The organism is Pseudomonas sp. NFPP25, from assembly GCF_900116505.1.
Lineage (GTDB): Bacteria > Pseudomonadota > Gammaproteobacteria > Pseudomonadales > Pseudomonadaceae > Aquipseudomonas > Aquipseudomonas protegens.
This window is the reverse complement of sequence record NZ_FPBG01000009.1, coordinates 12,762-33,959: the sequence shown is the minus strand read 5'-3', so window position 1 is coordinate 33,959 and position 21,198 is coordinate 12,762. Positions and strand designations below refer to the sequence as shown.

The 21,198-nt window shown below is 62.0% G+C and carries 16 protein-coding genes; 10 read left to right on the top strand and 6 right to left on the bottom strand.

Translation table 11 applies throughout. The features are described from left to right. Positions 1 to 22 precede the first annotated feature (22 nt). From BM382_RS29160 to BM382_RS29120, 9 genes are all read left to right on the top strand, one after another. Positions 23 to 907: a TatD family hydrolase gene (locus BM382_RS29160; RefSeq protein ID WP_011063758.1), complete on the top strand. Its 885-nt coding sequence runs from the start codon at positions 23 to 25 to the stop codon at positions 905 to 907. Beyond that, entirely contained in the window at positions 904 to 2,142 is a 1,239-nt protein-coding gene (gene eboE, locus BM382_RS29155; protein WP_072444868.1) for a metabolite traffic protein EboE, read from the top strand. Before BM382_RS29160 ends, eboE begins: the two co-directional genes overlap by 4 nt. After that, complete coding sequence (locus tag BM382_RS29150) at positions 2,132 to 3,577, top strand: alkaline phosphatase family protein (protein WP_072444866.1); 1,446 nt, start codon at positions 2,132 to 2,134, stop codon at positions 3,575 to 3,577. Before eboE ends, BM382_RS29150 begins: the two co-directional genes overlap by 11 nt. Next, positions 3,556 to 4,737 carry a hypothetical protein gene (locus tag BM382_RS29145; RefSeq protein ID WP_019094230.1) on the top strand — a complete coding sequence of 394 codons (1,182 nt, stop codon included), beginning with the start codon at positions 3,556 to 3,558 and terminating at the stop codon, positions 4,735 to 4,737. Before BM382_RS29150 ends, BM382_RS29145 begins: the two co-directional genes overlap by 22 nt. A gap of 10 nt (positions 4,738 to 4,747) precedes the next feature. After that, positions 4,748 to 7,159 (top strand): hypothetical protein, encoded by a 2,412-nt coding sequence (locus BM382_RS29140; protein ID WP_072444864.1) that lies wholly within the window; start codon positions 4,748 to 4,750, stop codon positions 7,157 to 7,159. A 66-nt stretch (positions 7,160 to 7,225) separates the two neighbouring features. After that, a complete protein-coding gene (locus BM382_RS29135; RefSeq protein ID WP_011063763.1) occupies positions 7,226 to 8,167 on the top strand; it encodes a hypothetical protein in 942 nt (313 codons plus the stop codon). 13 nt (positions 8,168 to 8,180) lie between these two features. Further along, positions 8,181 to 9,467 carry a hypothetical protein gene (locus tag BM382_RS29130; RefSeq protein ID WP_072444862.1) on the top strand — a complete coding sequence of 429 codons (1,287 nt, stop codon included), beginning with the start codon at positions 8,181 to 8,183 and terminating at the stop codon, positions 9,465 to 9,467. A 3-nt stretch (positions 9,468 to 9,470) separates the two neighbouring features. After that, positions 9,471 to 11,297: a hypothetical protein gene (locus BM382_RS29125; protein ID WP_019094233.1), complete on the top strand. Its 1,827-nt coding sequence runs from the start codon at positions 9,471 to 9,473 to the stop codon at positions 11,295 to 11,297. 14 nt (positions 11,298 to 11,311) lie between these two features. Further along, positions 11,312 to 12,364, top strand: coding sequence for a hypothetical protein (locus tag BM382_RS29120; protein ID WP_072444860.1), 1,053 nt, complete (start codon positions 11,312 to 11,314; stop codon positions 12,362 to 12,364). Positions 12,365 to 12,461: 97 nt separating this feature from the next. On the opposite strand, the gene BM382_RS29115 is transcribed toward BM382_RS29120, so the two are convergent. Beyond that, a complete protein-coding gene (locus BM382_RS29115) occupies positions 12,462 to 12,971 on the bottom strand; it encodes a single-stranded DNA-binding protein (protein ID WP_011063767.1) in 510 nt (169 codons plus the stop codon). A gap of 9 nt (positions 12,972 to 12,980) precedes the next feature. Beyond that, complete coding sequence (locus tag BM382_RS29110; protein WP_011063768.1) at positions 12,981 to 14,375, bottom strand: MFS transporter; 1,395 nt, start codon at positions 14,373 to 14,375, stop codon at positions 12,981 to 12,983. 178 nt (positions 14,376 to 14,553) lie between these two features. Here BM382_RS29110 and uvrA point away from each other — a divergent pair, with 178 nt between their 5' ends. Next, positions 14,554 to 17,388, top strand: a complete 2,835-nt coding sequence (gene uvrA, locus BM382_RS29105) for an excinuclease ABC subunit UvrA (RefSeq protein ID WP_019094235.1) — start codon at positions 14,554 to 14,556, stop codon at positions 17,386 to 17,388. Positions 17,389 to 17,506: 118 nt separating this feature from the next. Here the strand turns inward: uvrA and bfr are convergent, their stop codons facing one another. The 4 genes from bfr to rpoA all read right to left on the bottom strand — a co-directional run bounded on the left by bfr (position 17,507) and on the right by rpoA (position 21,182). Next, a complete protein-coding gene (gene bfr, locus BM382_RS29100) occupies positions 17,507 to 17,971 on the bottom strand; it encodes a bacterioferritin (RefSeq protein WP_011063770.1) in 465 nt (154 codons plus the stop codon). A 155-nt stretch (positions 17,972 to 18,126) separates the two neighbouring features. Continuing rightward, positions 18,127 to 19,575: a catalase gene (locus BM382_RS29095; RefSeq protein WP_019094236.1), complete on the bottom strand. Its 1,449-nt coding sequence runs from the start codon at positions 19,573 to 19,575 to the stop codon at positions 18,127 to 18,129. 176 nt (positions 19,576 to 19,751) lie between these two features. Further along, entirely contained in the window at positions 19,752 to 20,138 is a 387-nt protein-coding gene (gene rplQ / locus BM382_RS29090; RefSeq protein ID WP_007924175.1) for a 50S ribosomal protein L17, read from the bottom strand. Positions 20,139 to 20,180: 42 nt separating this feature from the next. Further along, positions 20,181 to 21,182 carry a DNA-directed RNA polymerase subunit alpha gene (gene rpoA / locus BM382_RS29085; RefSeq protein ID WP_007970428.1) on the bottom strand — a complete coding sequence of 334 codons (1,002 nt, stop codon included), beginning with the start codon at positions 21,180 to 21,182 and terminating at the stop codon, positions 20,181 to 20,183. Positions 21,183 to 21,198 lie beyond the last annotated feature (16 nt).

Genomic DNA, 21,198 nt, shown 5'->3' with positions numbered 1-21,198 from the left:
CGCACTCAAGCAAGGAGCCACCATGGCGAAGTACTTCGACCCGCACATTCATATGGTCAGCCGCACCACCGACGACTACCAGAACATGGCCGCCGCCGGCATCACCGGGGTCATCGAGCCTGCGTTCTGGCAAGGCCAGGCGCGCACCAGCGTCGGCAGCTTCATCGACTACTTCGACACCCTGCTGGGCTGGGAGCGCTTTCGCGCCAGCATGTTCGGCATCCACCATTTCTGCACCATCGGCCTCAACCCCAAGGAAGCCAACGACCTGTCGGTGGCTAACGAAGTGCTGGAGATCCTGCCGCGCTACCTGGTCAAGGACGGCGTGGTAGCGGTAGGGGAAATCGGCTACGACGACATCACCCCGGAAGAAGATCGCTTTCTCGCCGCGCAACTGGAACTGGCCAGACAGTTCAACCTGCCGGTGCTGGTGCACACCCCGCACCGCGACAAGATCGGCGGCACCAAGCGCACCCTGGCGGTGATCCGCGAGGTGGGCATCGCCGAAAACCTGGTGATCATCGACCACCTCAACGAACTGACCCTGCCCCTGGTGCTGGACAGCGACTGCTGGCGCGGGCACTCGATCTACCCCAACACCAAGATGTCGGAACAGCGCATGGTGGCCCTGCTGCAGGAATACGGCAGCGAAAAAATGGTGGTCAACAGCGCTGCCGACTGGGGCATCAGCGACCCGCTCAAAGTGCCCAAGACCGGCCAGGCCATGCTCGCCGCCGGCTTCAGCGAAGCCCAGGTGGAGCAGGTGCTGTTCCACAACCCGGTGGATTTCTTCGCCCAGAGCGGGCAGTTGGACAAGCAACTGGTGAGCACCCCGCTGCCGATCGACCAGCGCCGCCAGTGGCAGGACAACTCGGCCCTGAGGGGCCAGGAACCGGTGGTCAAATGAGTGCCCGGGCCGGCTGGAACGCCGCGCAGATCGGCTACTGCAGCAACGTGCACCCGGCCCGTGACGTGGCAGGCCTGCGGGCGTCGATCCAGGAACATTTCCAGGGCGTGCGGCGTCAGCGTGGGCTGGCGGTGCAGGACAGCGGCCTGTGGATCAGCGCCCAGGCCGCCGCCGAACTACAGGTGCCAGAGGTGCGCGAGGCCTTCATCGAACTGCTGCACGATTGTGGCCTGCGCCTGACCTCGCTCAACGGTTTCCCCTATGGCCAGTTCCATGAAGGCGCAGTTAAGGCCGAGGTCTACCGGCCCACCTGGGCCGAACCCCAGCGCCTGGAATACAGCCTGCAACTGGCGCATCTGCTGGCCGCCGCTCTGCCCCTGGATTGCCAGCAGGGGGTGATTTCCAGCGTGCCCTTCGGTTATGCCGCCACCTGGGACGATGCCCAGCAGCAACAGGCCGAAACCCACCTGCGGCAACTGACCGCCGAGCTGGCCAACCTGCATCGCAGCAGCGGCAGGAAGATCCTGGTGTGCCTGGAGATGGAGCCGGATTGCGTGCTGGAAAACACCGATCAGGCCCTGGCCTTTTTCAAGCACTGGCAGGCCACCGATCCCCATCATGGCTACCTGGCGCTGTGCTTCGACGTCTGCCATCAGGCGGTGGTCTTCGAAGACTGCTATCAATCCCTGCAACGGCTGCTGGATGCGCGGGTTCCGGTGGGCAAGATCCAGCTGTCCAACGCCCTGATCTGCCAGTTGCCGTTTGCCGATCGCCCACGCCGCCAGCAGGTACTGCAGGCCCTGGGCAACTTCGCCGAAGCCACCTACCTGCATCAGGTCAAGGCCCGGGATATGGCCGGGCAGCTACTGGCCTGGGCCGACCTGCCCGGGGCCCTGGACGCCGCCGAGCCGGCCCAGGGGCAATGCCCCGAGTTGCGCATTCACTTTCATGTGCCGCTGTTCAGCGAACAGTTTCTACTGGCCGAGCTCAGCGGCAGCCAGCAGGCCTTGCTGCGCACCTTCGACTTTCTCGCCGCGCACCCGAACTTCCAGCCGGTGCTGGAGGTGGAAACCTACAGCTGGAACGTACTGCCCGGTGCGCTGCGCCCGGACAGCGAGCAGGCCTTGCTGCAAGGCATCGCCGCCGAGCTGCAATGGGTCGAGGGCCAACTGCGCCAGCGGCATCTGCTGCGTACCCACTCGTCTGCCCTGGAGGCTCCGGCCCATGCCTTCTGAACGCCCGCGCCAGCCCTTGCTGCTGATCAATGTGGTGGGCCTGACACCCAGCCTGCTGGGGCCGGCCACGCCGCGGATCAACAACCTGCTGCAACGGGCGCGAATGGCCCGGCTGCGCCCCGTGTTCCCCGCCGTGACCTCCACCGTGCAGGCCTCGATCCTCACCGGGCTGCCGCCTTCGGAACACGGCATCGTCGGCAACGGCTGGTATTTCCGCGATCAGGCCGAGGTGCGTTTCTGGCTGCAGCCCAACGCGCTGATCCAGGGTGAAAAGGTCTGGCAGGCGCTGCAACGGGAGATCCCCGGCCTGCGCTGCAGCCAGCTGTTCTGGTGGTTCAACATGTATGCCCAGGTGGAGGCAGCCATCACCCCGCGCCCCCACTACCCGGCCGACGGGCGCAAGATGTTCGGCCTCTATTCGTCGCCTCCGGGGCTGCACGAACGCATCGAACAGCAGATCGGCGAGTTCCCCTTTCCGAGCTTCTGGGGCCCGGCCGCGGGGATTGCCTCCAGCCGCTGGATCGTCGACTGCGCCATCGCCGAGTTCCAGATCAGCCGCCCCGACCTGCAACTGATCTACCTGCCGCACCTGGACTACAGCCTGCAACGCCTGGGGCCGGAGCATCCGTCCATCAGCGACGAAGTGCGGGCCATCGACCATGAAGTCGGGCGCCTGCTGGATTTTGCCCAGCAGCAAGGCGCGGCCGTGATGCTGGTCTCCGAATACGGCATCGAGGCGGTGCAGCAGTCCATCTCGATCAACCGCGTGCTGCGCGAGCAAGGTCTGCTGCAGGTACGTCGTTCACTGAGCTGGGAGCTGCTGGACCCCGGCGCCAGCGCGGCCTTCGCCGTGGTCGACCACCAGATCGCCCACGTCTATGTGCGCCAGCCCGAGGACATTGCCCGGGTCAAGGCCCTGCTGCTGCGCCAGCCCGGTATCGAGCAGGTGCTGGACAGGAGCGAGCAGCAGGCCTGCCAGCTCGATCACCCACGCAGCGGCGAGCTGGTGGCGGTGGCCGCCCCGGGCTTCTGGTTCGATTACTACTACTGGTTCTACGACCGCCTAGCCCCGGATTTCGCCCGCACTGTGGATATCCACCGCAAGCCGGGCTACGACCCACTGGAGCTGTTCATCGACCCGGCGATCCGCTTTCCCAAGCTGCGGGTCGCTCGCCGGCTACTGCAGAAGAAGCTCGGCTTTCGCTACTACATGGACCTGATTCCCCTGGACACCTCACTGATTCGCGGCAGCCACGGACGCTTGCCCAGCAGTGCCGAGGCAGGGCCCCTGCTCATCACCGATTGCGATTTACCCCTGCCGGCGCACCTGCCGGCCACCGCGGTAAAGCACCTGCTCCTAGAGCATTTCCTAGGGCGCCCCTATGACGATACGGCTCAGGCCAAGGAGATTCCATGCGGCGAACCATCCCTATAGTCGTGCTCGGTGTGTTGAGCGGCCTCGCTCACGCACAGACCACGCCCGCCTTCAGTTGCAGCAACTTCCTGACGTTCAATGGTGACCAGGCCGGCACCCTGAGCACCTTCAAGCAGAGCCCGGAAACCATGGCATGGAACTGGTTTGTGTGCCTCAACCAGCCGGCCGGCTCCGGTAGCCCGGAGCGGCTCTGGGAGACGTTCAAACCATCCGATGAGGTCTACCTGAGCAAGGGGCAGGCTCCCCAGCCCTACAGCACCCAGGCCAACCTGCCGAGCCAGGTGCAGACCCAGGCGCAGAAGATCCCGGGCATGAACACCAGCGGGCTGTTCCTCAACCTGGGCAACGACACCGACGGCAGCACCGACAACGGCACCCAGCAGGTCGATGGCCTAGCCCTGGAAATGGGCAACCAGGTGCCGGAAGCGCAACGGGGCCAGTCGGTGCGTTTTCACATGTTGATGGGCCAGGACACCTTCAACTACATCGTCCAGCAGAAGATCTACAACCGGAACGGCATTGCCGCCCTGACCAGCAGCCTGAACTTTCCCGCCACGGCCTGGGAGCTGAAGACCTCCTGGTTGTGGATCGGCAGCGATAGCACCTTCCAGGCGCAACTGGCAAAGGATGGCTACTTCATCGCCCAGGCCTACTACGTCGACAAGCAGGGCCAATACCACACCGGCTACGCCGGCCTCAGCGGCATGCACGTCATCAACAAGCTGACCCACGACTGGGTCTGGACCACCTTCGAGAACCGCAACAACAGCAAGTACACCGTGACCAACGGCACGCCGGCCAAGCCCATGACCAACATCACCGGGCCCACTGACGCGGCCCAGCCGGTGAATGCCACCTTCCAGCAGCAGAACCCCACGCTGGCCCAGTACGAGTTGATCGGCGTGCAGTACGACCAGGCCCAGGCCGAGCCCAAGCTGCTGGCCAACTCCCAGCTGGAATCGGCCTTCCAGAGCCACTCCTCGTGCCTGGCCTGCCACAACACCGCGGCCTATTCGAGCAACAACACCTACTTCAACTTCGCCCTGAAAGAGGATGGCGGGATCGTCTACCCCACCACCGTACTACCGGACTCCGACTTCGTCGGCTACCAGAAACTGGACTACGTCTGGTCGCTCAAACGCGCCCAGTGGCAGCGCTAAGGAGCAGCTCATGAGCGTCTTGAACTTTCCCCGGATCTACTTCAATGGCCACATGTTCTGGAACCCACCGACGGCCAACAACAACGACGTTTTCCCGCTATATGACGCGGTGAAGATGCGCATGAACTGGCCGTTCCTGTCCTACTACGGGATCAACGACCAGAACGCCCCGCAACAGCTGATGCCCTGGACCATCGCCCCGCTGGCCTACGAGAACGTGCCGGACTACGTGCTGCAGGTGCCCACCAATGGCTCGCCCAGTGGCTACCCGATGATTCCCGCCGAATGGGACCTGTTCGGCGACAACGCCTGCGGCTTGGTCGACTACGAGCAGACCCGCTCGGTGATCGTCGGTGGCGAGTTCCAGGCCAACACCTACATCGACAACGACCCGCTGGTGAACAAGTGTTACCAGTTGCAGGGCAACCCGTTCGGCAGCGCCGCGCCGACAGCCGCGCGCTTCGTCGATATCAGCCCCTGGCAGAACACCTTCACCGCCCTGTACTTCGACAAACTGGTACTGGGGGACGCCACCTGCGGCCTGACCTTGAAGCGCCGGTACCGCATGCTCGACCGCTTCCTCAACTTCAACTGGGGGGCCTTCGGCGGCTTGAGCTACGTGACTACCACCTGGCAGACCTGCTTCCCGAAAGACCAGTTGCAGTGGATCGTCGGCGACTCGCAACTGCTGAAGACCCTGCAACAGGAGATGATCAACCAGAACGCCAAGGGCCTGATGTTCCGGTTCACCACCTACCTGACCTTCTACGACAAGAACGGCATCTTCAACGACTTCCCGGTGGTGGACAGCCACTCCAAGACGCCCGAAGCCATGGCCGCACTGCAGGCGATGTACCAGAAGGGCCTGGATAACGTCGCCGACATCTTCTTCAACCCGGCCTACAGCCGCACCGCCGGTACTCTGGGCCTGTGGTTCGACAATGAATACCCCACCGCTCCGGCTGGCCGGCGCCTGGAACCCAAGGCCCCGGTACCGGTGTGCAAGGCGGTTCCCAGAGACACCAAGCCTGCGGCCATGACCCTGGGGGTGATCAGCGCCCAAGTGCACGACAACACCCTGTCCCTGGACCTGGGCAATACCTTTCCGTTCTATCCCGCCGGAGACAGCGCCGCACTGCCGCCCACCAACACTGACCTGAGCCAGGGAATTCCGGTGCCCGGGAAATACCTGGCCGGTGATTACGACATCGGGGTACGGCCCACTGGCGGCGCTTTCCACAAAGTCGCCAGTTTTGGCTTCGAACAGTATCGCCAGACCGCCTTCGACAAGCGCGCCGGCCTGCTGGACCTGCCCATCAGCCCCGCCGACCAGGCCGCGTTGCAACAGGGCGCCCTGGAGCTGCAGTTGCAGGGCAGCCAGGAACTGGTCGCCGCCGCCCAGAATATGTGGACCGCCGAGGTCCTCGACAGCGGCTGCTTCATCGATGTGGGCGACACTCGGGTCCTGAGCATCATGGTGCAGTACGACGGCCAGCCCGCGCCCGCGGGCACCGCGCTGTGGGTGGCGGAGTACAACAACGCCTACATGCTGACCACCAGCGACTATTACCTGGCCTTCAGTAACGCGGCCAACTTCACCCTGTTCAACAACTACCCGAAGGACCCCGGGAGCAACACGTCGAACCGACCGCAGTTCGTCGGCACCCAGAGCGCTGAAAGCCTGTTGCACGTGGGCAGCGGCCGCCGGCTCAGCGCGGTGCTGAACGTCGAGGACAGCGAGCCATCCGAGCCCATGCTCTACCAGAGCTTCCTGACCACGCCCTCGGCCGCGGCCCTGAGCCCCCGCCTGCAGTTCACCAATGGGCAGGCATGCAGCGGCACCCTGGCAGACCCGCTGAACGCCACCGTGCAGTACAGCCTGGCGCAGATCCTGACCGACGCCAATGGCATCGCCCAGGTATCGGTCAAGGCCGTGGCGGCCGGCTTCCCGACCTTGCGCTTCTTCATCCAGGACGGCCAGCAGCAACCGACGGTGCCCTTCAGCTTCAACTACACCGATGCCTACACCGACTTCCTTGCGCCCCTGCGGGTCCTGCCCCAGGAGCCGGAGATGCTCAAGGACTTCATCGACTGCTGGAACCGGGTGTGCACCCAGGACGACGCCAGCGTGCGGATCTGGAAGGAGTTCATCTTCCCCAGAATCCTCCAGCCCTTCTATTACCTCTACCCGATCATGAACAAGTTCATGCCGCTCAACTCCCTGCAACGCATCGAGGGCGCGATCAACCAGTTCATCGTACTGATCAGCAAGGACTACCAGGAGGAAAGCACCCTGGCCATGCCGATCACCCGGGACCTGCCGCAAAGCCGGCGCAGGGTGCTGGAAATCTGGGCCCAGGACCTGGTGAGCAAGGGCTACCCACCGATCCCGCTGAAACTCAACGACTACCCCCACGGCTGAGCCGCAAAGGCCAGCCCATGGAATGCCGGGCGACCCCGTCGCCCGGCGCTTTCAAAGGAGTGTCAGATGAACGCCAGTCTCTTCAAGCAACTGCTGTTGGCCGCCAGCCTGCTGAGCGCCAGCCAAACGCTATGGGCCGAGACCTACCCCGACAACGTCTACTTCAACATGGGCGTGCACAACGACCGGGGGTGCGACGCCAAGACCAACAACTGCATCGCCAAGCGCAAACCCGGCGAGCCGGCCGATCCGCTCTACCCGGCAACCTGGGTCAGTGACTGGATCATGTACCGGGTCACCGCCAACTACGTGAAGAACCCACCGCCCTACAGCAGCCCGCCCAGCACCCTGGAACCGGCCGACTACACCGTGTCCCGGGGCACCAGCTACTACGACAACGACTATGTGCCGGCCGACAAGGACGGCACCGGGGCGATGATGGAGCACTACGAGAAGTACTGCCTGCCGATCTTCCCGATCAAGGACAACAACTACACCTGCTCCTTCGTTTCCCTGGGCAACAAGGCCTACTTCCTCACCTACCCCGAGGACCGGCCAAAGGACATGCCGGCCTGCTGCATGTTCTCGCCGATGAACCACCCGCCGCGCCGGGACTTCATCAAGCACCTGCCCTACAGCGCCGCCCGCAGCCAGCATCTGGATGGCAGCGTGCAGGCCTACGCGCTGGAGATCCCGGTCCAGCCGAGCCCGATTCTGTTCGGCTATGCGTTCTACAAGAAAGCCAGCAGCGACGGCCCGGGCCAGCCGGCCTATCAGCATCCGCAATCGTTCTATTTCTCCGGTGACGAGAGCGTCGCCAACGCGCCAATCGTCAGCCAGAACTACCTCAACTGGCGCACCGAGAAACCAAATCCGGCCACGACCTGGGACCAGGTGGCGAAGATGTGCCCGGCCAACCCGCCGGACTGCCAGCTCTTCACGCCACCGCCATCGCTGAAGAACGGTGCGCGGCCGCAGTGGAACCAACTTTCGCCCCCCTCGCCATGACAGGAGCCGCCTCATGAACCCTTGGAGCCGTTTCACCGCCCTGTTGTTGCTTGGCCTGGGCAGCCAGCAGGCCAGCGCCCTGCAACCCAGCGCAGCGGCGCCGCAGACCAGCTGCCCACCCACGGCTGCGGTGCCTGCTGCGGGCGCGTCGCAGCAGGCTTTCGATCAATACAGCTGGAAGATGTTCATCAACCTGAACTGGCCGGCCCAGGCGGGACAGCGCGGAGTGGCCGATTGCAGCAAGCCCCTGGGCAGCCCTGGCGATACCGTGTGGCAGACCTACAAGAGCGTCAGCGAGACCTTCCTCCCCGGGGCCAAGAATCCGGGCCTCTGGAACTCGCAACTGCCCCGCAGAAATCTCAGCCTGATCAACATCGCCGCGGTCAAGAACACCCAGGTGGTGCAATCGGACAACCAGGCGGTGGGCGGCTGGCTGATTGACCAGCGCGGCAACCCGACCTACTACGACATCGCCGCCAACGAGGTCTCCTACAACTACATCGTCGATAACGACTTCTACAACGCGGTGGTCGTCAACGCAGCGAAGAACATCAGCTTTCCCAACAACGCCGGCGAGATCAAGAGCAGTTGGCGCATCCTCAGCAGCGCCGACGACAGCAGCCGCTATCTGACAATGAAGGCCCTGGTCACCCAGTTCGACAGTCAGGGACAGCCCAACGGCACCACCGAGGCCACTTTGGGATTGGTGGGGTTGCACATAATCAGCAAGGTGGAGGGGTTCCCGCAGTGGATCTGGTCGACCTTCGAGCAGGTCGACAACGTGCCTCCCAAGACCCAGCTGGGGGGCCGTTGGGTGGACCAACCGGTCTCGGGGATTTTCTACTCCTACTTCAACGCCAAGGCGCCCGCCGAAAGCCTCAACCAATCCCCCTGCCTGTGGCAGCAACAAGCTGGACAAATGGTCTGTACCCCAAAACCCGGTAACAGCTTCAGTACCCCGGACCCGCTGAACCGGGTCACCCCGATCACGGACGTCACCCAGCAGATCAATACCCAATACCAGGGCGATCCGCAGGTACAGCAAAGCGTGTTCAAGTACTACCAGTTGATCACCACCCAACGCCCGCAGTCGCCGGATAACCCCGGCAACCCCTTGGGGCAACCAACGCCATCACTGTCGGCCAACGTCACCATGGAAAGTTACATCCAGACCAACAGCAGCTGCATGAACTGCCATTCCATGGCCGCACCGCTCAACAGCCAGTACAAGAGCGACTTCTCCTTCCTGTTCAGATTCGCCCAAGCCCCAGTCACCAGCGTCGCCAAGGATAAGGAATAGATCATGAGCATATTGAATGGACCCCGACTGAACTTCTGGGGCGGCATCTCTACCGACGTCAGCGTGCCAAACAACTCACCGACCTTGCCCAATGGCATCGCCACCTCCCTTGAGCTGTTCGACCTGACCACCTCGACCGTGGCGGACCAGGCCAAGACCTATAGCGATGAGCACCTGTACCAACTGATCAACGCCCCGGACCCGAGAATCGGCCCCAACAGCCGGTACACGGCCGGCGGCTGGAACCACTATGGCGAACACGTGGTGACGCTGCACAACGCGCTGATCAGTTCCCAAGGCACCCCGGGCAACATTGCGCTGGAAGGGGATATGGTCGGACAGCCGGTTTACCTGCTCGGCTCCGTGACCCCCGGCACCGGACAAGGTCCCTACTCCGGCCCAATGATGGTCGACCTGGACCCCACAGCCAGCACCACGACCCAGATCTTTGTCGGAGGCCTGCAGATCGGCAACGGCAACACGCCTCAGCTCTTGATTCGCTGGGATACCGTGTGCAGCAGTTTCGACCTCAATACCCGGGTGCTGGAGCCTGCAACCATGGACTCGCCGGGCTCCTTCCACGCCAGCGGCACCTTTCAACTGACCTTTCCGCTGAGCAGCATCGTCAGCTACAACAAGGAAAGTGCCGGACTCCGGGCCCTGATCGAGGCGCCCAACGCTACCGGGATCGTGCTGCGTTTCGTGATGTTCGAAATGTGTCCGACCCTGACCACCGAGCAACTGAATGCCGACTACGCAGCCAACCAGTTCAGCCCGAACCCGAGCATCGGCCGGGTCATCGGTACCCTGGCCACGGCGTTTACCGATGAGCCGCAGATCTGTCCGCCGGGCCGCCAAATCATCAATGCCGACAAAGACCTGAACATCAACAGCGTGGCCTATGCCGAGGTCGCCAACGGGCAACTGAGCATCGACATGGTCAACCTGATCCCCAAGCAGACGTTCAGGGCTGTACGCGACGACATCACCAGCCCCATCGGCCCCAACGCCGACTTCGGGACCGTCACCATCGCGGCCGGAACCACGCCCCTGGCGAGCTTCGAGCCCAGCAATCCGCTGCTGCAAGACTACTACCGGTACGGCGGCATCATCGACGTGCCGCTCAACTCGACCCAGACACAGTTGGTGCAGAGCACGCCCTTGTGCATTAGTGCCCCCGGGACCACCCGCAACCCGGCGCTGTCGGCCCCCGAATGCCCCTATCGGGTCTACAGCGATCAGCGCAACACCTACCTCGATCCCGACAGCACAGGCGTGCAGATCACCTTGCAAGTACGTTATCTGGGAGCGCCGGTGCAGAAGGCTACGCCGATCAGCATCGATGCCTCGGCGACCGCCGTCTATCAAGCCAACCGCTACTGGAACTTCCTGGAGCTTCCGAACTCGGTAACGGTGCCGGCCGGTCAACCTTCGGTGAGTTTCAACGTCGTTCCCGTCGCCGGTTCCAATACCCAGGCTGGCTTCACCACACTGACCTACACCATCGACAACAACCCTCTTACCCAGAGCTTCAGCAACTTCCGCAAGTACGCCTGGAGCGACTTCGGCGTTCCAACAGGCAGCATCGTCACCTGGGAACAGGCGTTTCAAAACGTGCTGCGCTTTCATTACCTGGCCTTCCCCGCCATGTCGCGCTACATCCAGCTCAATCAGCCCGACGCGGTGATGGGTTACAAACAGGCGATCCTGGCCCGGATATCCCCCGAGTACCAGAACACCACCTTGTACATGTCCGTGGTGCGTTCGATGTCGCCGAGCCAACGCTCCCTGCTGACCGCCTATCTCAATGGCACGCCCTGGCAGCCTTGAACAAGGAGAAGACCATGCCCGTTGCTCTGCATATTCCCACCCAGCTCGAGCAGGTGCTGCGACCGGATCACGTCATCGCCGAGGGCCTGCTCAACCCTCGCGGGGTTTGCCTGCAAGGCGATGGCAGCCTGCTGCTGGCGGAAGCCGGCTCAGGCCTGCCGGACCAGCCGTTCAGCGGCCGCATCAGCTGCCTGCGTCCGGATCCGGGCCAGCCGGGCGCCTACCTGCCGCCCCAGGTCGTGGCCCAGGGTTTTCGTTCGATGAACATGCAATCACGCATGCTTCGCGACGAAATCATGGGCCTGTCGGACATCGCCCTGGGCGACGGGCACTGCCTGGCCAGCCAAACCGATTACGTCGCCGGCTCCAAGCTGCTGGACCTGCAATACAACCCGCCCGAGCCGCTGTTCCATAGTCGCGGCAACCTCAACTCGCTGTGCTATCACCCGTCGCGCCGCAGCTGGCTGGCGGTCAAGCCCGATAGCAACCAACTGGTGGAGTTCAGCGAGGGCGGTGAACAAGTCCTGGCGCAACTGCCCGATCTGGATCAAGGCCAGGAAGCCGTTCCCGTGACCCTGGTGCACGAGCCGCAGACCGATGCCGTGCTGGTCAGCCTGTTCTCCGGCGAGCTGCGCCGGGACCCGGCGCGGATGGGTATCGACTTCGCCGACAAGGCGGGCCAGGTGATCCGGGTCTGGCCCGAGAGCGGCAGGATCGAGGTGCTGATTCGCGGACTGCAACTGCCTACCGGGCTGGCGCTGGACCCGCAGGAGCGGATCCTGGTGCTGGAACTGTGCGACCGGCTGCTGCAACCGTTGCCGCCGGACTGGGCCGGCGAAGTCCTGCACGGCGGCTTCGCCCGCTTCAGCGGCCGCCTGCTGCGCTGCGATTTGCAGCAACGCAGCGTGCAAGTACTCGCCAAGGGCCTGGATACGCCTTCCAACCTGTGCTGCGTCGGAGACGCGGTGCTGGTGAGTGAAGGCATGGGCCTGAGTGGGCGGCCGATTCCGACGCCGGAGCAGCAGGTGGTCGCACTGAGCGGCCGACTGCGGCGAGTGGCGCTTTGAGCTGAGTGATGCGGCACACCGGTTAAACCCGGGCATAAAAAAACGGGGCCATCTGCATGGCCCCGTTTTTATCGATGCTGAACGCTGAAAACAGCGATCAGAACGGAATATCGTCATCGAAGCTGTCGAAGTCCGGAGCCGGCTGCGGAGCGGCCTGCTGTGGCGCTGGACGCGACTCACGCTGAGGCTGCGGAGCAGGACGGGACTGCTGTGGACGCGGTGCCGAGTTGGACATGCCGCCCTGGCCTTGCTGGTCGCCCTGTGGACGGCCACCCAGCAGCTGCATGGTGCCCTGCATGTCGACGATGATTTCGGTGGTGTAGCGCTTGATACCGTCTTTTTCCCACTCGCGGGTCTGCAGCTTGCCCTCGATGTAGACCTGCGAACCTTTGCGCAGGTATTCACCGGCGATCTCCGCGACCTTGCCGAACATCGACACGCGGTGCCACTCGGTGCGCTCAACCTTCTGACCGGTCTGCTTGTCGGTCCACTGCTCGCTGGTGGCCAGACTCAGGTTGGTCACGGCGTTACCGTTAGGCAGGTAGCGAACTTCGGGATCCTGGCCGCAAGTGCCGACCAATATGACTTTGTTAACCCCACGGGCCATAACGTTCTCCTAGGCTTCGCTCGCCGACGGCGCTGGATTGACCAGTTGCTCGAGGGTCGTGCGATCCAATAATTCGGTGTCCAATTTGATGTAAATGGCGGCCTCTTCGGCCACCACTACGGCATCTGTTACCCCAACAACGGCCTTCAGGCGCTCGACCAGGCCGGCTTCGCGGATCGCTTCGGGCGATAACGGCAAGCGCAGGCTCGTCACATACGGGGGCTCGCGCATGGTAACAGCAAAGGCCAGCCAGAGTGCAGCCAGGACTGCGCATCCAAGGAACACAGCCGACAAACCGCCATGCTGGAACAACCAGCCGCCGAGGATGCCGCCCAGTGCCGAACCGAGGAACTGGCTGGTGGAATACACCCCCATTGCCGTTCCTTTACCACCCGCCGGCGAAACCTTGCTGATCAGCGACGGCAAGGACGCTTCCAGCAGGTTGAACGCGGTGAAGAACACCACGGTACCAATCACCAGCGCCCGCAGGCTGTCGCCGAACTCCCAGAAGAATAGCTCGGTGAGCAGCAGCGTACTGACCGCGCCCAACAGAACTCGTTTCATTTTGCGTTTCTTCTCGCCGTAGATGATGAACGGGATCATGGCGAAGAACGAAATCAGCAGTGCGGTGAGGTAGACCCACCAGTGCTGCTCCTTGGGCAGGCCGGCTTTTTCCACCAGCGCCAGGGGCAAGGCCACGAAGCTCGACATGAGCATCGCGTGCAACACGAAGATACCAAGATCCAGGCGCAGCAGATCGGGGTGTTTGAGGGTCGGGATCAGCGCCTGACGCGCCACTCCGGATTCCCGGTGCTGCAGCGGCCCGGTTGAGCGCGGCACCATGAAGGCGATGATCAGAATGCCCACCAGGGCCATGGCCCCGGTGGCCAGGAACAGCCCCGAAAGCCCGAAACTGCGGGTCAGCAGCGGGCCAACCACCATGGCCACGGCAAATGACAGACCGATGGTCATGCCAATCATGGCCATGGCCTTGGTCCGGTGCTGTTCGCGGGTCAGGTCGGAAAGCAGCGCCATCACCGCCGCGGAAATTGCGCCGGCGCCCTGCAGGATACGCCCGGCGATCACCCCCCAGATCGAATCGGCGTTGGCCGCCAGCACACTGCCCAGGGCGAACACGATCAACCCCAGGTAGATAACCGGACGACGACCGATACGGTCGGAAATGATCCCGAAGGGAATCTGGAACACTGCCTGGGTCAGGCCATAGGCACCAATCGCCAGCCCGATCAGGGTCGGGGTCGCTCCTGCGAGATCCATTCCATAGGTCGCCAGGACCGGCAGTACCATGAACATGCCAAGCATACGGAAGGCGAACACCAGGGCCAGCCCGCTTGCCGCGCGGGTCTCGCTGCCACTCATGCGTTCGTTGTGGGGATCGTGCATGGATAAACCTCATGTGAACCGGCGGCGATTCTACCAGTCGGATCGATTGAGGGGGTATATGGCGACGCTTTGCCGCGCAGCCCATACCAGCGATCAAAAAAGCGCCGAACGATAGTGTGCATCCATCCAGTGTTTGGTTTTATACTCCTGCCTTTACGCCCGCCGATCGAGGCCACTTTTGGACAAGATTCTGATTCGTGGGGCCCGCACCCACAACCTGAAGAACATCGACCTGACCCTGCCGCGGGACAAGTTGATCGTCATCACCGGGCTGTCTGGGTCCGGCAAGTCGTCCCTGGCTTTCGACACGCTGTATGCCGAAGGCCAGCGCCGCTATGTCGAGTCGCTCTCGGCCTATGCCCGACAGTTCCTGTCGATGATGGAAAAGCCCGATGTCGACACCATCGAAGGCCTCTCGCCGGCGATTTCCATCGAACAGAAATCCACCTCCCACAACCCGCGCTCCACCGTCGGCACCATCACCGAGATCTACGACTACCTGCGCCTGCTCTATGCCCGCGTCGGTACTCCACGCTGCCCGGACCACGACATCCCGCTGGAAGCCCAGACCGTCAGCCAGATGGTCGACCTGGTGCTGGCCCAGCCCGAAGGCAGCAAGCTGATGCTGCTGGCCCCGGTGATCCGCGAGCGCAAGGGCGAACATCTGTCGGTCTTCGAAGAGCTGCGAGCCCAGGGCTTCGTTCGCGCCCGGGTCAACGGCAAGCTGTTCGAGCTGGACGAGCTGCCGAAGCTGGATAAACAGAAGAAGCACTCCATCGATGTGGTGGTCGACCGCTTCAAGGTCCGCGCCGACCTGCAGCAGCGCCTGGCCGAATCCTTTGAAACCGCCTTGAAACTGGCGGACGGGATTGCCCTGGTGGCGCCGATGGACGACGAGCCGGGAGAGGAGATGATCTTCTCCGCGCGCTTCGCCTGCCCGATCTGCGGCCACGCCATCAGCGAACTGGAACCCAAACTGTTCTCCTTCAACAACCCGGCCGGTGCCTGCCCGACCTGCGACGGGCTGGGGGTCAAGCAGTTCTTCGACATCAAGCGCCTGGTCAATGGCGAGCTGACCCTGGCCGAAGGGGCGATACGCGGCTGGGACCGGCGCAACGTCTATTACTTCCAGATGCTCGGTTCGCTGGCCTCTCATTACGGCTTCAGCCTGGAAGTACCGTTCAACCAACTGCCGGCGGATCAGCAGAAGGTCATCCTGCACGGCAGCGGCACCCAGAACGTCGACTTCAAATACCTCAACGACCGGGGCGACATCGTCAAGCGCTCCCACCCGTTCGAAGGGATAGTGCCGAATCTGGAGCGCCGCTACCGGGAAACCGAGTCGGCCACCGTGCGTGAAGAGCTGGCCAAGTTCCTCAGCACCCAGCCCTGCCCGGATTGCCGTGGCACCCGCCTGCGTCGCGAAGCGCGGCACGTCTGGGTGGGCGAGAAAACCCTGCCGGCAGTCACCAGCCTGCCCATCGGCGACGCCACCGATTATTTCGGCACCTTGAAACTCACCGGGCGCCGTGGCGAAATCGCCGACAAGATCCTCAAGGAAATCCGCGAGCGCCTGCAGTTCCTGGTCAACGTCGGGCTCGACTACCTGACCCTGGACCGCAGCGCGGACACCCTGTCCGGCGGCGAAGCCCAGCGTATCCGCCTGGCCAGCCAGATCGGCGCCGGCCTGGTGGGGGTGATGTACATCCTCGACGAGCCGTCCATCGGCCTGCACCAGCGGGACAACGATCGCCTGCTGGGAACCCTGAAACACCTGCGCGATATCGGCAACACGGTGATCGTGGTTGAACACGATGAAGACGCCATTCGCCTGGCCGACTATGTCGTCGATATCGGCCCGGGGGCCGGTGTGCACGGCGGGCGAATCGTTGCCGAAGGCACCGCCGCAGAGGTCATGGCCCATCCGGACTCCCTGACCGGCAAATACCTCTCGGGCCGGGTGAAGATCGTGGTGCCGGCCAAGCGCACGCCGCGCAACAAGAAGCTCTCCCTAACCCTCAAGGGCGCTCGCGGCAACAACCTGCGCAATGTCGACCTGGAGATCCCTATCGGCCTGCTGACCTGCGTCACTGGGGTATCGGGCTCGGGCAAGTCGACCCTGATCAACAACACCCTGTTCCCCTTGAGCGCCACCGCACTGAATGGCGCCACCACCCTGGAAGCCGCGCCACACGACAGCATCAACGGCCTGCAGCACCTGGACAAGGTAGTGGATATCGACCAGAGCCCGATCGGCCGGACTCCGCGCTCCAACCCGGCGACCTACACCGGGCTGTTCACCCCGATCCGCGAGCTGTTCGCCGGGGTACCCGAGTCGCGCTCCCGCGGCTACGGGCCCGGTCGCTTCTCCTTCAACGTCAAGGGTGGGCGCTGCGAGGCTTGCCAGGGTGATGGCCTGATCAAGGTGGAAATGCACTTCCTGCCGGACATCTACGTGCCCTGCGACGTGTGCAAGAGCAAGCGCTACAACCGCGAAACCCTGGAAATCAAGTACAAGGGCAAGAGCATCCACGAGGTGCTGGAAATGACCATCGAGGAAGCCAGGGAGTTCTTCGACCCGGTGCCTGCCCTGGCGCGCAAGCTGCAGACCCTGATGGATGTGGGCCTGTCCTACATCAAGTTGGGGCAGTCGGCGACGACCCTGTCCGGTGGCGAAGCGCAGCGGGTCAAGTTGTCTCGCGAGCTGTCCAAGCGCGACACCGGCAAGACTCTGTATATCCTTGATGAGCCGACCACGGGCCTGCACTTTGCGGATATCCAGCAGTTGCTGGACGTACTGCACCGCCTGCGCGATCACGGCAACACCGTGGTGGTGATCGAACACAACCTGGATGTGATCAAGACCGCCGACTGGCTGGTGGACCTGGGGCCGGAAGGCGGTTCCAAGGGCGGCCAGATCATTGCCGTGGGCACCCCGGAGCAGGTTGCGGAGATGCCGCAGTCCCATACCGGGCACTACCTCAAGCCGTTGCTGACCCGCGACCGCGCCTGAGGCCCATGAAAAAGCCCCTGGCACTTGACGGTGCCAGGGGCTTTTTTGTCTCTAGGGGTTGCTGCGCTTCCCGCAGAAGCGAGCTTTGCTCGCGAACAGGCAGCAAAACCTAAGGCAATCAGAACTGCGATTGCAGGTAGTTCTCCAGGCCGATGGACTTGATCAGGCCCAACTGCTTCTCCAGCCAGTAGGTGTGATCTTCCTCGGTATCCGCCAGCTGGATGCGCAAGATGTCGCGGCTGACATAGTCCTTGTGCAACTCGCACAGCTCGATGCCTTTGCACAACGCGGCGCGCACCTTGTATTCCAGGCGCAGGTCGCTGGCCAGCATCTCCGGCACCGTGGTTCCGGTGTCGAGATCGTCAGGGCGCATGCGCGGAGTGCCTTCGAGCATCAGGATGCGGCGCATCAGGGCGTCGGCGTGTTGCGCCTCTTCTTCCATTTCATGGTTGATACGCTCATAGAGCTTGGTAAAGCCCCAGTCTTCGTACATCCGCGAGTGGATGAAATATTGGTCGCGTGCTGCCAGTTCGCCCGTCAGCAACGTGTTGAGGTAATCGATTACGTCCGGGTGACCTTGCATCGCCCTACATCTCCCTGCTTGAAAGTGGATAGTTTGAACCAAGCTGACTTGCAGGTCACTTAGAAATAGCTGAAAAAGTGAAGAATATCTGAGAAAACCAGTAGAAATAACGCAAAAACCGCCCAACTGAGGGCGGTTCTGCTTCTTATTTAGACTTACTTGAGCGATACGCCCAAAGCTTTGGCGATGCCTTCGCCGTAAGCCGGGTCGGCCTTGTAGAAATGCTGCAACTGCCGATCAACCACATCAGCCGTCACTCCAGCCATGGCGCCCGCGATGTTATTGATCAGCAATGCCTTCTGCTCATCGTTCATCAGGCGGAACAACGCACCAGCGTGGCTGTAGTAGTCGGTGTCTTCACGATGATCGTAGCGGTCCGCAGCACCGCTGAGTGCCAGGGCCGGCTCGGCATAACGTGGAGCCTGCTTCGGCGCATCGCCATAGCTGTTGGGCTCGTAGTTAGGCGCCGCACCACCATTGGTACCGAAAGCCATGGAGCCGTCGCGCTGGTAGCTGTTCACCGGGCTCAATGGAGCGTTCACCGGCAACTGTTGGTGGTTGGTACCCACACGGTAGCGATGCGCGTCGGCGTATGCGAATACCCGGCCTTGCAGCATGCGGTCCGGCGAAAGACCTACCCCAGGTACCATGTTGCTAGGGCCGAATGCAGCCTGCTCGACTTCTGCAAAGTAATTCAACGGGTTGCGGTTCAGTTCCAGCTCACCCACTTCGATCAACGGGAACTCTTTCTGCGACCAGGTCTTGGTCACATCGAAGGGGTTCTCGTAATGCGCGGCGGCTTGAGCTTCGGTCATGACCTGGATGCACACGCTCCATTTCGGAAACTCACCGCGCTCGATCGCATTGAACAGGTCGCGCTGGGCGTAATCAGGATCGGTACCGGCCAGGCGCGCTGCGTCAGCCGGCGCCAGGTTCTTGATGCCCTGCTTGGTCTTGTAGTGCCACTTGACCCAGTGCCGCTCACCCTTGGCGTTGATCAGGCTGTAGGTGTGGCTGCCAAAGCCATGCATGTGGCGGTAGCCATCCGGAATACCCCGATCGGAAAACAGAATGGTTACCTGGTGCAGCGCCTCGGGCGAATGGGACCAGAAATCCCACATCATCTGGGCACTTTTCAGATTGCTCTGGGGCAGGCGCTTCTGGGTGTGGATAAAGTCGGGAAACTTCAGCGGGTCGCGAATGAAGAACACCGGGGTGTTGTTGCCTACGATGTCCCAGTTGCCTTCTTCGGTGTAGAACTTGAGGGCAAAGCCGCGTGGGTCCCGCTCGGTGTCTGCCGAACCACGCTCGCCGCCTACCGTGGAAAAACGCAGGAAGGTCGGAGTCTTCTTGCCTACCGCCTCAAACAACTTGGCGCTGGTGTACTCGGTGATATCACGAGAAACGGTGAAAGTGCCATAGGCGCCTGAACCCTTGGCGTGCACGCGACGCTCGGGAATATTCTCGCGGTTGAAATGGGCGAGCTTTTCGATCAGGTGAAAATCGTCGAGAAGCAGAGGGCCCCGGGGGCCGGCGGAACGAGAGTTCTGGTTATCAGCGACAGGAGCGCCACTTGCGGTAGTAAGAGTTTTGGTCTGGCTCATGCTCAATCTTCCTCTGTCAGTCTGTGAAACTGCCGGCTAATCGGCTGACAAAGAGTATTGACCACCAGTGTTACAACATCCAATGCATTACACATTAGCTAACGATAGAAATATCCAATATAGGCAGACACAAAAAACCGGGCGCTAGGCCCGGTTCCTTGTTTCAGACTGACGTCTTACTCAGCGGATACAGCTTCACCGCCGACAGCACGATCAACCAGTTCAACGTACGCCATAGGAGCGTTGTCGCCAGCGCGGAAACCGCACTTGAGGATGCGCAGGTAGCCACCCTCACGGGTAGCGTAGCGCTTGCCCAGGTCGTTGAAGAGCTTACCAACGATAGCTTTCGAACGAGTACGGTCGAAAGCCAGACGGCGGTTAGCCAGGCTGTCTGTCTTGGCCAAAGTGATCAGCGGCTCGGCAACGCGGCGCAGTTCTTTAGCTTTCGGCAGTGTAGTTTTGATCAGCTCGTGCTCGAACAGCGACACCGCCATGTTCTGGAACATGGCCTTGCGGTGCGAGCTGGTGCGGCTCAGGTGACGCCCACTTTTACGATGACGCATGGTTCATTCCTTACCAAACACAACGTTCGGTGATTACGACGATCAGGCAGTCGCCTTGTCGTCCTTCTTAAGACTTGCAGGCGGCCAGTTGTCGAGGCGCATGCCGAGGGACAGACCGCGGGAGGCCAGAACGTCCTTGATTTCAGTCAAGGATTTCTTGCCCAGGTTCGGAGTCTTCAACAGTTCTACTTCGGTACGCTGAATCAGGTCGCCGATGTAGTAAATGTTTTCCGCCTTAAGGCAGTTAGCCGAACGTACAGTCAGTTCCAGATCGTCAACCGGGCGAAGCAGGATCGGATCGATCTCGTCTTCCTGCTCGACTACCACTGGCTCACTGTCACCCTTGAGGTCGACGAACGCAGCCAACTGCTGTTGCAGGATGGTTGCAGCACGACGGATAGCCTCTTCAGGATCCAGAGTACCGTTGGTTTCCAGATCAATAACCAGCTTGTCCAGGTTAGTACGCTGCTCGACACGGGCGTTTTCCACCACGTATGCGATACGGCGAACCGGGCTGAACGAAGAGTCGAGCTGCAAGCGACCAATGCTGCGGCTTTCGTCTTCATCGCTCTGACGCGAGTCGGCCGGTTCATAACCACGACCACGAGCTACTACGAGCTTCATGTTCAGGGCGCCGTTAGACGCCAGGTTAGCGATTACGTGATCGGGATTAACGATCTCGACATCATGATCCAGCTGAATATCGGCAGCGGTAACCACCCCCGAACCCTTCTTCGACAAGGTCAGCGTAACTTCGTCACGGCCGTGCAGCTTGATAGCCAGACCTTTAAGGTTCAACAGGATTTCAATTACGTCTTCCTGTACACCTTCGATGGCGCTGTACTCGTGGAGCACACCGTCAATCTCGGCCTCGACTACTGCACAGCCGGGCATTGAGGACAACAGGATGCGGCGCAGCGCGTTGCCCAGGGTGTGGCCAAAACCACGCTCGAGAGGCTCGAGGGTGATCTTGGCGCGGGTTGGACTGACAACCTGCACATCAATGTGGCGGGGTGTCAGGAACTCATTTACCGAAATCTGCATGGATGCACCTATTTTC

Excerpts from the sequence above, each read along its gene's own strand:
- BM382_RS29160 (WP_011063758.1), top strand. The coding sequence starts at position 23 with ATGGCGAAGTACTTCGACCCGCACATTCATATGGTCAGCCGCACCACC.
- eboE (WP_072444868.1), top strand. The coding sequence starts at position 904 with ATGAGTGCCCGGGCCGGCTGGAACGCCGCGCAGATCGGCTACTGCAGC.
- BM382_RS29150 (WP_072444866.1), top strand. The coding sequence starts at position 2,132 with ATGCCTTCTGAACGCCCGCGCCAGCCCTTGCTGCTGATCAATGTGGTG.
- BM382_RS29145 (WP_019094230.1), top strand. The coding sequence starts at position 3,556 with ATGCGGCGAACCATCCCTATAGTCGTGCTCGGTGTGTTGAGCGGCCTC.
- BM382_RS29140 (WP_072444864.1), top strand. The coding sequence starts at position 4,748 with ATGAGCGTCTTGAACTTTCCCCGGATCTACTTCAATGGCCACATGTTC.
- BM382_RS29135 (WP_011063763.1), top strand. The coding sequence starts at position 7,226 with ATGAACGCCAGTCTCTTCAAGCAACTGCTGTTGGCCGCCAGCCTGCTG.
- BM382_RS29130 (WP_072444862.1), top strand. The coding sequence starts at position 8,181 with ATGAACCCTTGGAGCCGTTTCACCGCCCTGTTGTTGCTTGGCCTGGGC.
- BM382_RS29125 (WP_019094233.1), top strand. The coding sequence starts at position 9,471 with ATGAGCATATTGAATGGACCCCGACTGAACTTCTGGGGCGGCATCTCT.
- BM382_RS29120 (WP_072444860.1), top strand. The coding sequence starts at position 11,312 with ATGCCCGTTGCTCTGCATATTCCCACCCAGCTCGAGCAGGTGCTGCGA.
- BM382_RS29115 (WP_011063767.1), bottom strand. The coding sequence starts at position 12,971 with ATGGCCCGTGGGGTTAACAAAGTCATATTGGTCGGCACTTGCGGCCAG.
- BM382_RS29110 (WP_011063768.1), bottom strand. The coding sequence starts at position 14,375 with ATGCACGATCCCCACAACGAACGCATGAGTGGCAGCGAGACCCGCGCG.
- bfr (WP_011063770.1), bottom strand. The coding sequence starts at position 17,971 with ATGCAAGGTCACCCGGACGTAATCGATTACCTCAACACGTTGCTGACG.
- BM382_RS29095 (WP_019094236.1), bottom strand. The coding sequence starts at position 19,575 with ATGAGCCAGACCAAAACTCTTACTACCGCAAGTGGCGCTCCTGTCGCT.
- rplQ (WP_007924175.1), bottom strand. The coding sequence starts at position 20,138 with ATGCGTCATCGTAAAAGTGGGCGTCACCTGAGCCGCACCAGCTCGCAC.
- rpoA (WP_007970428.1), bottom strand. The coding sequence starts at position 21,182 with ATGCAGATTTCGGTAAATGAGTTCCTGACACCCCGCCACATTGATGTG.